Raw genomic sequence first — 13,001 nt, 5'->3', positions numbered from 1 at the left:
ATGGCCCGGAGACAAAGACTCAATATCTGGATGAATGGCCAGCTGGTTGGCTATTGGGAAAAGCGCCAGGGTGAAGAATATCTCGCTTATACTCAAGAGTGGGTCTCCAGTGAGCAAGGACGACCGTTGTCACTATCACTTCCCTTTACTCCAGGTAATAGCATCTACCGCGGGCAGGTAGTTAAAGACTATTTTGATAATTTGTTACCCGATAGCGATGAAATCAGACGGCGTCTGGCAACAAAATATCACGCGAACAGTATTGACCCATTCGATCTGCTTATTGAGCTAGGTAGGGATTGTGTTGGCGCAATACAGCTGCTTGCGGAGAATGAAGAACCCACTGATTTGCATTCAATTCAGCACGAACCATTAACCGAGCATGATATCGCCGAGATATTACGAAATTCTCTATCTGATAAAACCTTAGGATATTCCGATCATCAACATGACCTGAGATTATCTATCGCCGGAGCACAGGAAAAAACGGCGCTGTTATTTCACAATGGTTGCTGGAATCGCCCCCAAGGAAGTACACCTACGACACATATATTTAAATTACCGCTGGGTCTGGTGGGTAATATGAAAGCAGATATGCACACTTCCATTGAAAATGAGTGGCTGTGTGGAAAAATCTTGGAAAATTATAATCTACCGGTGGCAAGCAGCGAAATTGGGGTATTTGAAGATCAAAAAGCATTGATCGTAAAGCGTTTTGATCGCAGATTATCCAGTGACGGTAGCTGGATAATAAGACTCCCTCAGGAAGATATGTGCCAGGCTACGGGTATATCTCCGTTAAGAAAGTATCAGGCTGATGGCGGCCCAGGGATCACGAACATAATGGAAATACTCAGCAGCTCAGACAATGCAGAAGCTGACAGAGTCGCATTTTTTAAAGTACAGGTCGTTTTCTGGTTATTAGCTGCCACCGATGGTCATGCCAAGAACTTTAGCATTGCACATTTACCGGGTAGTCACTACGAACTCACCCCATTCTATGACGTGTTATCAACTCACCCAATTACAGGCTCGGGCAGTAATCAAATCGCATTGCAGAAAAGTAAATTAGCCATGGCGGTGCGTGGGAGTGAAAATTATTATTTAATTAATCAAATCCAGCGGCGTCATTGGCGTAAGCAAGCTGAGCTTGCAGGTATGGGTGGCCTTCAGGCAGACCAAATAATTGACGAAGTTATTACCGCAACACCTGATGTTATCAAGCGCACAACAGCTCAACTTCCACCCAACTTTCCTGCTGATTTAGCAGACAGTATTCTTACCGGCCTGCAACAACAGTGCAGAAAAATGGCCGCAATGCCTTAGCTGAATAAATACGTTGATTCAATAAATATAAAAAACCCCGCATTTGCGGGGTCTGGTAGATTTTGTCTTTATACAGAAAGGGAAATATCAGAACGGGATGTCGTCGTCAAAATCCATTGGTGGCTCATTGCCGCCTTGTGGTTGTGCTGCTGGCGCTGCCTGAGCTGGGCGTGAAGTCTGACCGCCGCTGAACTGGTTACCGCCTTGAGGTTGCTGAGGCTGACCCCAACCACCTTGCGCGCCACCGTCTTGTTGTGGTGCGCCACCACCAGCTGGAGCACCGCCGCCCTGACGGCCACCGAGCATTTGCATGGTGCCACCCACGTTAACCACAACTTCAGTGGTATAACGCTCTTGGCCGCTTTGATCCTGCCACTTACGGGTTTGCAATGCGCCTTCAATATAGACCTGAGAGCCTTTGCGCAGATATTCACCAGCCACTTCAGCCAGTTTGCCGAATAACACTACACGGTGCCATTCCGTCTTTTCTTTCTGCTCGCCGGTTGCTTTATCACGCCAGCTTTCGGAAGTGGCCAGGGTGATATTGGCAACAGCGCCGCCGTTAGGCATGTAGCGGACTTCCGGGTCTTGGCCCAAATTCCCGACCAAAATCACTTTGTTTACGCCTCTGCTGGCCATGTGAACTCTCCTGATGAAGTAAATTTTGTACAGTATAAACGAGTAAGTTTAACACGCTAACCACCAAACGGCACAACAGATCATAACTGCGGAATGCATTACAGATTTATCGTGACAACTGCCTTAATTGCACTCATATACTGGATATCCATTCAGGTTTTTTTGTGTCATAATTATCCGTTTCGTACTGGCTGTGTCCCTTTTTCGGCGTTGCAAAGTGCACCGATAATATTACCCAAAGTAATTGGAATTGCAGGTATAGGCGGCAAGTGAACAAATCCCGATGAGCTGACACAAGTTAGTGATCCGGGTGCGTGAACGTAGCTAACAACCCTACAGTTTCAAGTACGAAGGGTATAAACGCGATAAAGACACAGTGAGAGGCTCAGTTTTAATCCGGGAAATGTTTGAATGGATAATATCGAAGTTCGGGGCGCTCGCACCCATAATCTTAAGAATATCAACCTGATTATCCCGCGCGACAAACTGATTGTTGTCACCGGCTTATCGGGTTCAGGTAAGTCCTCACTGGCTTTTGATACCCTGTATGCTGAAGGGCAACGTCGCTATGTTGAGTCTCTCTCCGCCTATGCCCGCCAATTTTTATCGCTGATGGAAAAACCGGATGTTGACCATATTGAAGGTCTGTCTCCGGCTATCTCTATCGAGCAAAAATCGACTTCCCATAACCCGCGATCTACCGTGGGAACCATCACTGAAATTCATGATTACCTGCGCCTGCTGTTTGCTCGCGTGGGTGAACCGCGCTGCCCCGACCACGATGTTCCGTTAGCCGCCCAAACGGTCAGCCAGATGGTGGATAACGTCATCAGTCAGCCCGAAGGTCGCCGCCTGATGTTACTGGCGCCAGTGGTAAAAGATCGCAAAGGCGAACATACCAAAACCTTGGAAAATCTGGCGATGCAGGGCTACATTCGGGCGCGGATCGACGGCGAAGTCTGCGATCTTTCTGATCCTCCGAAATTAGAATTGCAGAAGAAACACACTATTGAAGTCGTGGTCGATCGCTTTAAAGTCCGTGAAGATCTGGCGCAGCGCCTGGCTGAATCATTTGAAACCGCACTGGAGTTATCCGGCGGTACTGCTGTGGTTGCCGATATGGATGACCCACACGCCGAAGAGCTGTTATTCTCCGCCAACTTTGCCTGCCCGATTTGCGGCTATAGCATGAGCGAGTTGGAGCCACGCCTGTTCTCCTTTAACAATCCGGCGGGCGCTTGCCCGACCTGTGATGGTCTGGGTGTGCAGCAGTTCTTTGACCCCGACCGCGTGCTGCAAAATCCTGAGCTGTCACTGGCGGGTGGGGCTATTCGTGGCTGGGATCGCCGTAACTTCTATTATTTCCAGATGCTGCGTTCACTGGCGGATCACTACAAGTTTGATATCGAAGCGCCCTTTAATTCGCTGAGTGCCGACATACAAAAAGCCGTGCTGTACGGCTCCGGCAAAGACACCATCGAATTCAAATATATTAATGACCGTGGTGATACCACTGTTCGCCGCCACCCATTTGAGGGGGTACTGCACAATATGGAACGCCGTTATAAAGAGACGGAATCCAGTGCTGTGCGCGAAGAGTTAGCCAAATTTATCAGCAACCGCTCTTGTGCTTCCTGTGAAGGTACCCGCCTGCGCAAAGAAGCACGTTATGTCTTTGTGCAAAATACCCCGCTACCGAAAATCTCGGATATGAGCATCGGCGATGCCCTTGAGTTTTTCAAGAACTTAAAATTGAGCGGCCAAAGAGCGCAAATTGCCGATAAAATTCTGAAAGAAATCGGCGAGCGATTGACGTTTTTGGTCAACGTCGGTCTAAATTATCTGTCACTGTCCCGCTCGGCAGAAACGTTATCCGGTGGCGAGGCGCAGCGTATCCGCCTGGCAAGCCAGATTGGTGCCGGTTTGGTCGGCGTCATGTACGTGCTTGATGAGCCGTCCATCGGCTTGCATCAGCGCGATAATGAACGTTTATTAGAAACCCTGATTCACCTACGTAATTTGGGTAATACCGTAATTGTGGTCGAGCATGATGAAGATGCTATCCGCGCAGCTGACCATGTGATAGATATCGGCCCGGGTGCCGGTGTGCATGGCGGTGAAGTCGTAGCGGAAGGTACCGTCGATGACATTATGGCCACGCCAGAATCATTAACGGGCCAGTTCCTGAGCGGGAAACGAGAAATCGCCATACCGGCGCAACGCGTCGCGGGTGATCCGAGCAAAGTATTAAAACTGATGGGAGCCAGTGGTAATAACCTGAAAGATGTCACGCTGACGCTGCCTGTCGGGCTGTTCACCTGCATTACCGGTGTCTCCGGCTCGGGTAAATCAACACTGATTAACGATACTTTATACCCGATTGCGCAGCGCCAACTGAACGGCGCAACTATTACTGAACCGGCCCCATATCGCGATATCCATGGGCTGGAGCATTTCGATAAAGTTATCGATATTGACCAAAGCCCTATTGGCCGGACACCGCGCTCTAACCCGGCCACCTATACCGGCATCTTTACCCCGATTCGCGAACTGTTCGCTGGCGTACCAGAATCACGCGCTCGCGGTTATACACCGGGCCGTTTTAGCTTCAATGTGAAGGGCGGACGTTGCGAAGCTTGTCAGGGGGATGGGGTGATTAAAGTTGAAATGCACTTCCTGCCCGACATCTACGTACCTTGCGATCAGTGTAAAGGTAAGCGCTATAACCGCGAGACACTGGAAGTTAAATACAAGGGCAAGAGTATTCATGAAGTGCTGGCGATGACTATCGAAGAAGCGCGCGAATTCTTTGATGCGGTGCCAGCATTAGCCCGCAAGCTGCAAACCTTGATGGATGTTGGCCTGTCCTATATTTGTCTGGGCCAGTCGGCAACCACCTTATCAGGTGGGGAAGCGCAGCGAGTGAAACTGTCGCGCGAATTGTCAAAACGCGGCACCGGTCAAACCTTGTATATTCTGGATGAACCAACCACTGGCCTGCACTTTGCCGATATCCAGCAGCTACTGGCGGTATTGCACCAGTTACGAGATCAAGGCAATACCATCGTGGTCATTGAGCATAATCTGGATGTGATTAAGACCGCAGACTGGATTGTCGATCTGGGGCCAGAAGGTGGCAGTGGCGGCGGTGAGATTTTAGTCTCTGGCACGCCGGAAACCGTCGCGGAATGCGCGGCTTCCCATACAGCACGGTTCCTAAAACCTATGCTGCAACGCCAATAAGATGTGAAGTTAAGTGCTTTGGGGCAATCAGTGTATTGCCCCAAACACTATTATTTTCTCAGTTCTCAAACAACTAACTCCTGCCGTCTCTGGGCTGATAACCCCTGTAATACCAATTGATAAGAGCGGTCAATCAGTGAATAGAACTGTGAGTTTGGTAATTTTCCATCCAGAAACACCGTGTTCCAGTGCGCTTTATTCAAGTGTTCACTCGGCACGATCTCCGGATGTTGCTCGCGTAGGCTTTCGGCCAATTCAGGGCTGGTTTTCAATGAAATAGAGGGGCGCCCACCCGTCTTACCCACCATAGCAAACATCACATCTGCGACTTTAATTTGATTTGCCTGCCACATCTCATGGTCACTCTGCTCTGCCCCTGGTTTGGACAAACAGTATTCTAGTAATGCCGAATTATTCATGGGTATATCTCCTGTCATGGGCCGGTGCCGTCTAGCGAAAGGGCCTCATAAAGATTTCATTCCATCCGAACAGCAACCTGCTGCAAGGCTAGCTTGCACCTATAACAACAGATTTACTGTGAGCGATGAATGATCGTTTGGCATGAATCTACCGCACTAATTAGTATATTCTTTAATCTATTAACAGCCATGGGATAAGGTGAAAACAAGTCGAAGATCGGGGTAAGTGGCGGAAATAAGGTAGAAAAAATAAAAGAAAAAGGCGATATTACCTATCGCCTTCAATGGTTATCGCCTCAGATGACTATCACCTGAATCTCACTCAGATTACTGCACCGCAGCAAAAGCCGCCGCAACGCGCTGAACATTGCTGTGATTGACGCCCGCCATGCACATTCTGCCACTGGCAATCAGATACACGCCAAACTCTTCACGCAGCCGGTCTACCTGTGCTGCGCTAAAACCGGTGTAACTGAACATCCCGCGCTGTTGCAGCAAGTAGTCAAAATTACGATTGGGCAGCGACGCTTTTAAGGCTTGTACCAAAGTGCGGCGCATTTCAATAATACGTAAGCGCATCTCTTCAACTTCAGTCTGCCACTGCACTTTTAACTCGCTGTCATGCAGGACTTTTGCAACAACTTGTGCCCCAAAGTTTGGCGGACTGGAATAGTTACGGCGCACCGTGGCTTTTAACTGCCCCAATACGCGGCCAGCAGCTTCTTCACTTTCACACACTACAGACAGGCCACCGACCCGCTCGTTATACAGTGAGAAAATTTTAGAGAAGGAGTTACTGATAAGGCACGGCAATTCAGCAGCAGCCATCGCTCGAATAGCATAAGCATCGTCATTCAGCCCGGCACCAAATCCCTGATAAGCAATATCAAGGAATGGGATTAAATCACGGCCTTTAGCCACTTCAATAACCTGATCCCACTGTGCATTGGTCAGATCAGAACCCGTCGGGTTATGACAGCAAGGGTGTAATAACACAATGCTTCTAGCCGGTAACTGCTGCAAAGTTGCCAGCATTTGGTCGAACTTCACACCCAGCTTGTCGTTATCAAAATAGGGATAGGTATTCACCTTAAAACCTGCGCCACTAAAAATAGCGACGTGGTTTTCCCAGGTAGGATCACTGACCCAGACCTGTGAATCTGGGAAGTAGTGATTCAGGAAATCAGCGCCCACTTTCAATGCACCAGAACCACCGACAGTTTGGATTGTTGCAACCCGCTGCTGTGCCAGCATGGGGTGCTCGGCACCAAATAATAATTGCTGGATAGCACTACGATAAGATTGCAGACCTTCCATCGGTAAATAGACTGGCGTCCCGTGTGGCTGAGCGCTCAGCTGTGCTTCCGCCGTCTTCACTGCCTGCATCAACGGGATCTCGCCCTGTTCATTGTAATAAAGCCCAATACTCAAGTTCACTTTGTGAGCTCGGTTATCGGCTTTAAAACTTTCCATCAGTGACAGGATCGGATCACCTGCGTAGGCGTCAACATTTTGGAACACGGCGCTGCACTCCTAGATTGATAATGATTGTCTATACCCTAAATAATCCGAGTTGCCAGCTTGCGGCAACTTATCAGTATGGCGGGTATATGGCAGTGAATGACTTATGCAGCTTACCTTATTCCCCTAGATATTCCATCGCAACACGGGAGGTCAGCTTAGTAATCAATTCATAGGCACTGATTCCGGTGCGTGCCGCAATTTTTTCAACCGGTAATTCCGCGCCCCATAGCAGCACTTCATCACCGACTTTATCCGTAGCATCCGGCCCCAAATCAACTGAAATCATATCCATTGAGACCCGGCCCACAATGCCGACTTCGCGCCCATTGACCCACATCGGCGTTCCCGATGGCGCACTGCGCGGATAACCATCGCCATAACCAATGGCCACCACACCCAAACGGGTATCCCGCTCACTGACCCAAGTACCGCCATAGCCGACGGGTTCACCGGCTTTATGTTCACGAACAGCAATCAGGCTGGATTTCAATGCCATTGCTGGTAGCAGATCAAAATGGCTACCATAAGGCTCGTCCATCGGTGAAACGCCATACAGTATGATGCCCGGACGAACCCAATCGCGGTGGGCCTCTGGCCACAGCAAAATGCCGCCAGACGCCGCAATAGATTGCTTGCCCGGTTTACCCTTCGCGAAGGTATCGAAGCAGTCGAGTTGCTGGCGAGTAGTATCCACTTGCGGCTCATCTGCCCGGCTAAAGTGGCTCATGATATTGACTGGCTGAATAACATTTCGACATGCACTTAAGCGCTGGTAAAAAGCCTCGGCCTGTTCTGGGCGAACACCCAGGCGGTGCATACCGGTATCCAGTTTCATCCAAACATTAATCGGGGCGGAGAGAGTCGCAACTTCCAGCGCTTCCAGCTGTTCAATGCTATGTACTGCGGTTTCGATACGGTTAGCCACCAAGATCGGCAGATCTTCGGCAGCAAAAAAGCCTTCTAACAACAAAATCGGTTTGACGATCCCACCGGATCGCAGCATCAGAGCTTCGCCGATCCGCGCGACACCATAGCAATCGGCATCCTGTAAGGTATGCGCTGTTTCTAATAAACCGTGGCCATAAGCGTTTGCTTTCACAACGGCAATCAGGCGACTTTGCGGCGCCATGCGCCGTACCTGTTGCAAGTTATGTCGCAGAGCGCGGCGGTCGATTACTGCTGTTGCCGCTTTCATTTCTTATCCTTAATTATCAATATTATACCCAAAGAAATTGGTGCTACCGCAAGGTAACATCAGATTCGCAGGGGATAGTTGTTACTCGCTATTCGTCGTCGTATTGCGGGCCCGCGTAATTATCAAAGCGCGACCATTGACCATTAAATTTCAGCCGAACAGAACCGATCGGGCCGTTACGCTGTTTACCCAAAATAATCTGAGCGATCCCTTTCTCATCACTGTTTTCGTGATAAACCTCATCACGGTAAATAAACATGATTAAGTCGGCATCCTGCTCAATAGAACCGGATTCACGTAAGTCGGAGTTTACCGGGCGTTTATCGGCACGTTGCTCCAAACTACGGTTAAGCTGCGACAGCGCCACCACCGGCACTTGTAGCTCTTTCGCCAAGGCTTTCAGGGAGCGTGAAATTTCTGCAATTTCTAATGTACGGTTATCTGACAGTGACGGCACCCGCATCAATTGCAGGTAGTCGATCATAATCAAGCTCAAACCACCGTGCTCACGGAAAATACGCCGCGCACGAGAACGCACCTCAGTTGGTGTCAGGCCGGAGGAGTCATCGATGTACATATTGCGCTTTTCCATCAATATGCCCATGGTGCTGGAGATCCGCGCCCAATCCTCATCATCCAGTTGGCCGGTACGGATGCGGGTCTGATCGACATGTGACAATGAGGCTAACATACGCATCATGATCTGGTCGCCGGGCATCTCCAGACTGAAGATCAATACCGGTTTTTCCTGCATCATCGCGGCGTTTTCACACAAGTTCATCGCAAAGGTGGTTTTACCCATCGATGGACGCGCCGCCACAATGATCAAATCTGATTTCTGCAATCCAGCAGTCTTTTTATCCAAATCAGCAAAACCGGTTGAAACACCGGTGACACCATCATGTGGCCGTTGATAAAGCTGCTCAATTCGCGCCACAGTGGCTTCGAGGATCTGATCGACGCTTTTCGGGCCTTCATCTTTATTAGCCCGGCTTTCTGCGATCTGGAATACTTTGGATTCCGCCAGATCCAGCAGATCTTCACTGCTACGACCTTGAGGATCATAACCGGCATCGGCTATCTCGTTGGCAACAGAGATCATTTCACGTACTACAGCACGTTCGCGCACGATGTCAGCATAAGCACCGATATTCGCGGCACTTGGCGTATTTTTTGATAATTCCGCGAGATAAGCAAAGCCACCTACGGACTCCAAATCACCCTTTTGTTCCAGTGACTCAGATAAGGTGATCAAGTCGATCGGCTTGCTGTTTTCCAGCAAACGCTGCATTTCAGTAAAGATCCGGCGATGCGGGCGGCTGAAAAAGTCCTTGCTGGCAACACGCTCGGAAACGTTATCCCAGCGTTCATTATCCAGCATCAAACCGCCCAACACGGACTGCTCTGCCTCCAGTGAATGAGGCGGGAGTTTCAGCCCTTCCATCTGGCGGTCTCGTGGCTCTGTCATATTGTTGGTTGGTTTTTTCGCTGCCATGAAAAGTGTTCTTTACCTTTGTTGCGAAGAGAAAAACGACGAATAAAAAATACAGTGGCTTAGTATACGCGATGATATCCGAAGGGTAATTATGAATTCCCTATTACTTATCGGTATTAGCAAGATCTTGGCTCTGCGTGTAGAACACTGTAGGGTGAAAATACACTAAATACGAAGGAGCTAACATGGCAAAGCATATTCAATTTAGCACCGTTGGCGGGCCGGAAGTGTTGCAATATCTTGATTTTACGCCGGTGGATCCCGCGGCTGATGAAGTTCAGGTAGAAAACAAAGCTATCGGTATTAACTACATCGACACCTATATCCGCAGTGGGCTCTATCCACCGCCCCACTTCCCCAGTGGACTAGGGACTGAAGCTGCCGGGATTGTCACTAAAGTCGGCTCATCAGTTAGCACCATAAAAGCCGGTGACCGGGTCGTTTATGCTCAATCCGCTCTTGGCGCTTACAGCGAAGTCCATAATGTCGCCGCTGAGAAAATTGCCCTACTTCCTGAGCAAATCTCTTTCGAACAAGCCGCAGCCTCATTTCTTAAAGGGCTGACAGTCCAGTATTTATTACGCCAAACCCATGAAATCAAACCCGGCGAAGTATTCTTATTCCATGCGGCAGCCGGTGGGGTTGGGTTGATTGCCTGCCAGTGGGCAAAAGCGCTCGGTGCAAAACTGATTGGCAGTGTCGGCTCTGATGAGAAAGCCGAGTTGGCAAAAGCCAATGGTGCCTGGGCCACCATCAACTACCGCACAGAAAATATCGCCGAGCGAGTGGCCGAGCTGACCCACGGTGAAAAAGTGGGTGTGGTGTATGACTCGGTAGGGAAAAGCACTTGGCAAGATTCACTCAATAGCCTAAAACGCCGAGGATTGTTAGTCAGTTTCGGCAATGCCTCTGGCCCAGTGACTGGCGTTGACCTTGCAATACTGAACCAAAAAGGCGCGCTGTATGTTACCCGCCCATCGCTGAATGCTTATGTCACTAATCGAAAAGAATTGGAAGCGGCCAGCCATGAGCTGTTTTCATTGATTGCCAGTGGCGCGATTAAAGTGGATGTAGCGGAGGCTCAAAAATTCCCGCTACAAGAGGCTCGTCGCGCCCATGAAATATTAGAAAGCCGTCAGACAACCGGTTCCAGTCTGCTCATCCCGTAAAGCATATTTTCAGTAATATGATAAAAAACAAAAGGCTCCGATTAGGGAGCCTTTTGTTTTAACGCTTTCTTTGATGCACATGTAGGGGTATAGCAGGGTATTCTGTCAGAGGCATATTCACTTAAATGACGTTGCCGTTTATACAGCTATTTTATCCTCTGGCAGGGATGAAAATGTGATAACGAATCGTATCGGCTAGCATCCTAGCAAGCTGATTCAGGAAAAAATACGTTTTCCCAAGAATTATCCTGACTAAACTTTCAGCCTGTGATCGCTCCCGCAAGAAAACAAAATAATCAGTAGCGCCTTACAACAGGTTTTTGCATCGAACGCCAGATCCAGACCACGACGACAGCCAGAATCAACCATGGCAACAGCTTAATCATCATCACAAATAACCCGCCCAACATCATTAAAGCAGCAGCGACCATCAAAGCGGCGAATATGCCCAACAGAGAAATGCCGGTCACCATCAACATGATAAAAAAGCCGATAACAAAGAGAATTTCAAACATGGTTGGCTCCTTAATAATTGTTTGTTCCCATGCATTACATTTAAACAGGGGCTTTATCAGGAGTATTACAAGAAACGTGCCAACCTGAAAATAAGGTTAACAGATTGAATTTACAAGCTATAGATAAAACACAGCCTGCCAAAACACTGGCAGGCATGGTCAAATTGACTAACTTATAGTGAAGTTTCCTACAGCGAATTGTGCTGTGGGCGAGTCACCAGCGCGAGTGCCTGTTCTACCACGGAAACATCAGCCCCAGGTTTATGCGCATTTTCACTCAAATGACGACGCCATTGGCGCGCACCGGGGATCCCTTGGAAAATACCAAGAATATGCCGGGTTATATGACCCAAATAAGCACCACGGGACAGTTCCTGCTCGATATAAGGATAAAGTGCTTCGATAGCCTTAACGCTATCAACCACTGGCGCATTGGGATCAAACAGCTCGCGATCCACTTGCGTTAAAATACTTGGGTTTTGATAGGCTTCTCGCCCCATCATCACGCCATCAACATGTTTAAGATGCTCTTTGGCTTCAGCCAATGTTTTGACGCCGCCGTTAATGGCAATAGTTAGCGCCGGGAAATCACGTTTGAGCTGATAAACCCGCTCATAATCCAGTGGCGGAACTTCGCGGTTTTCTTTCGGGCTCAGCCCTGAAAGCCAGGCTTTACGGGCATGAATCGTGAAAATATCACATTCACCACGTTCCGCGACGGTTTGCACGAATTCGCACAAAAACTCATAACTATCCAGTTGGTCAATCCCAATACGGGTTTTCACCGTGACCGGAATAGAAACCACGTCACGCATGGCTTTAATGCAATCAGCAACCAGATTGGCTTCAGCCATTAAGCAGGCACCAAAACGGCCATTTTGCACCCGATCAGAGGGGCAACCGACATTCAGATTTACTTCATTGTATCCACGCTGTTCCGCCAGCTTGGCACAATGGGCTAAGGCTTGCGGGTCACTGCCCCCCAGTTGCAAGGCTACCGGATGGTCTTGTTCGCTATAAGCCAGATAGTCGGCTTTACCATGGATAATCGCCCCTGTGGTGACCATCTCGGTATACAGCAACGTCTGTTTGGTTAACAAACGATGAAAGTAACGACAATGACGATCTGTCCAATCGAGCATCGGCGCGACGGAGAAACGCTGTAGGGGATAGTGTGGCTTATCTGCCTGAGTGCTGGAAAAAGTCTGAGCTTGGTGCATTTACTGTGATTTCATCGGTTATTATTGCATCAATTACCCATTGATATTGCGCATTAAACACACGAGATCAAGGGATGGAATGCGTGATTATACCATAGAACCTTGCTATGACTGCCTGAGTGATAGTTGTGCCGTAAAAAGGGAGATATTCCGGTAAATTACCAAAATTGTGACACTCCACTGCCCGGCACTTTTTCACCTATCGGTGATTAACCGTAAATATGATAAAATCTGTTCCATTCAAACGCTGCGGGAT

General features: G+C 48.9%; 10 protein-coding genes. 3 read left to right on the top strand and 7 right to left on the bottom strand.

The genetic code is table 11. The features are described from left to right. Complete coding sequence (locus FTA96_RS21590; protein ID WP_050136301.1) at positions 1-1,326, top strand: type II toxin-antitoxin system HipA family toxin; 1,326 nt, start codon at positions 1-3, stop codon at positions 1,324-1,326. An 87-nt stretch (positions 1,327-1,413) separates the two neighbouring features. Here FTA96_RS21590 and ssb1 read toward each other — a convergent pair whose 3' ends face one another. After that, positions 1,414-1,965 carry a single-stranded DNA-binding protein SSB1 gene (gene ssb1, locus FTA96_RS21585; RefSeq protein WP_050110798.1) on the bottom strand — a complete coding sequence of 184 codons (552 nt, stop codon included), beginning with the start codon at positions 1,963-1,965 and terminating at the stop codon, positions 1,414-1,416. Between the two features lie 411 nt (positions 1,966-2,376). Here ssb1 and uvrA point away from each other — a divergent pair, with 411 nt between their 5' ends. Next, a complete protein-coding gene (gene uvrA, locus FTA96_RS21580) occupies positions 2,377-5,208 on the top strand; it encodes an excinuclease ABC subunit UvrA (RefSeq protein WP_050110800.1) in 2,832 nt (943 codons plus the stop codon). 65 nt (positions 5,209-5,273) lie between these two features. Here uvrA and FTA96_RS21575 read toward each other — a convergent pair whose 3' ends face one another. From FTA96_RS21575 to dnaB, 4 genes are all read right to left on the bottom strand, one after another. Next, entirely contained in the window at positions 5,274-5,627 is a 354-nt protein-coding gene (locus FTA96_RS21575; protein WP_050110802.1) for an MmcQ/YjbR family DNA-binding protein, read from the bottom strand. A 327-nt stretch (positions 5,628-5,954) separates the two neighbouring features. Beyond that, a complete protein-coding gene (locus FTA96_RS21570; protein WP_050123179.1) occupies positions 5,955-7,148 on the bottom strand; it encodes an amino acid aminotransferase in 1,194 nt (397 codons plus the stop codon). A gap of 118 nt (positions 7,149-7,266) precedes the next feature. Continuing rightward, a complete protein-coding gene (gene alr / locus FTA96_RS21565; RefSeq protein WP_050110804.1) occupies positions 7,267-8,346 on the bottom strand; it encodes an alanine racemase in 1,080 nt (359 codons plus the stop codon). Positions 8,347-8,434: 88 nt separating this feature from the next. Beyond that, positions 8,435-9,841 (bottom strand): replicative DNA helicase, encoded by a 1,407-nt coding sequence (dnaB, locus tag FTA96_RS21560; protein WP_004711204.1) that lies wholly within the window; start codon positions 9,839-9,841, stop codon positions 8,435-8,437. Between the two features lie 185 nt (positions 9,842-10,026). On the opposite strand from dnaB, the gene FTA96_RS21555 reads away from it, so the two are divergent. Continuing rightward, positions 10,027-11,010 carry a quinone oxidoreductase gene (locus FTA96_RS21555; protein WP_145574867.1) on the top strand — a complete coding sequence of 328 codons (984 nt, stop codon included), beginning with the start codon at positions 10,027-10,029 and terminating at the stop codon, positions 11,008-11,010. A 296-nt stretch (positions 11,011-11,306) separates the two neighbouring features. Here FTA96_RS21555 and pspG read toward each other — a convergent pair whose 3' ends face one another. Together pspG and dusA are read right to left on the bottom strand one after the other, a co-directional pair. Continuing rightward, on the bottom strand, positions 11,307-11,525 hold the full coding sequence (gene pspG / locus FTA96_RS21550) for an envelope stress response protein PspG (RefSeq protein WP_145574864.1): 219 nt from the start codon (positions 11,523-11,525) through the stop codon (positions 11,307-11,309). A gap of 188 nt (positions 11,526-11,713) precedes the next feature. Then, positions 11,714-12,745 carry a tRNA dihydrouridine(20/20a) synthase DusA gene (gene dusA, locus FTA96_RS21545; RefSeq protein ID WP_050318544.1) on the bottom strand — a complete coding sequence of 344 codons (1,032 nt, stop codon included), beginning with the start codon at positions 12,743-12,745 and terminating at the stop codon, positions 11,714-11,716. Positions 12,746-13,001: the final 256 nt, after the last annotated feature.

It is taken from the genome of Yersinia alsatica (genome assembly GCF_902170305.1).
In the GTDB taxonomy this organism is placed as follows: domain Bacteria; phylum Pseudomonadota; class Gammaproteobacteria; order Enterobacterales; family Enterobacteriaceae; genus Yersinia; species Yersinia alsatica.
The sequence above is the reverse complement of the archived record's forward strand: the minus strand, read 5'-3'. Positions and strand labels throughout refer to the sequence as shown.

Coding starts and splice junctions, on each gene's coding strand:
- uvrA (WP_050110800.1), top strand. CDS start 2,377: ATGGATAATATCGAAGTTCGGGGCGCTCGCACCCATAATCTTAAGAAT.
- FTA96_RS21555 (WP_145574867.1), top strand. CDS start 10,027: ATGGCAAAGCATATTCAATTTAGCACCGTTGGCGGGCCGGAAGTGTTG.
- dusA (WP_050318544.1), bottom strand. CDS start 12,745: ATGCACCAAGCTCAGACTTTTTCCAGCACTCAGGCAGATAAGCCACAC.
- dnaB (WP_004711204.1), bottom strand. CDS start 9,841: ATGGCAGCGAAAAAACCAACCAACAATATGACAGAGCCACGAGACCGC.
- ssb1 (WP_050110798.1), bottom strand. CDS start 1,965: ATGGCCAGCAGAGGCGTAAACAAAGTGATTTTGGTCGGGAATTTGGGC.
- FTA96_RS21575 (WP_050110802.1), bottom strand. CDS start 5,627: ATGAATAATTCGGCATTACTAGAATACTGTTTGTCCAAACCAGGGGCA.
- FTA96_RS21590 (WP_050136301.1), top strand. CDS start 1: ATGGCCCGGAGACAAAGACTCAATATCTGGATGAATGGCCAGCTGGTT.
- alr (WP_050110804.1), bottom strand. CDS start 8,346: ATGAAAGCGGCAACAGCAGTAATCGACCGCCGCGCTCTGCGACATAAC.
- pspG (WP_145574864.1), bottom strand. CDS start 11,525: ATGTTTGAAATTCTCTTTGTTATCGGCTTTTTTATCATGTTGATGGTG.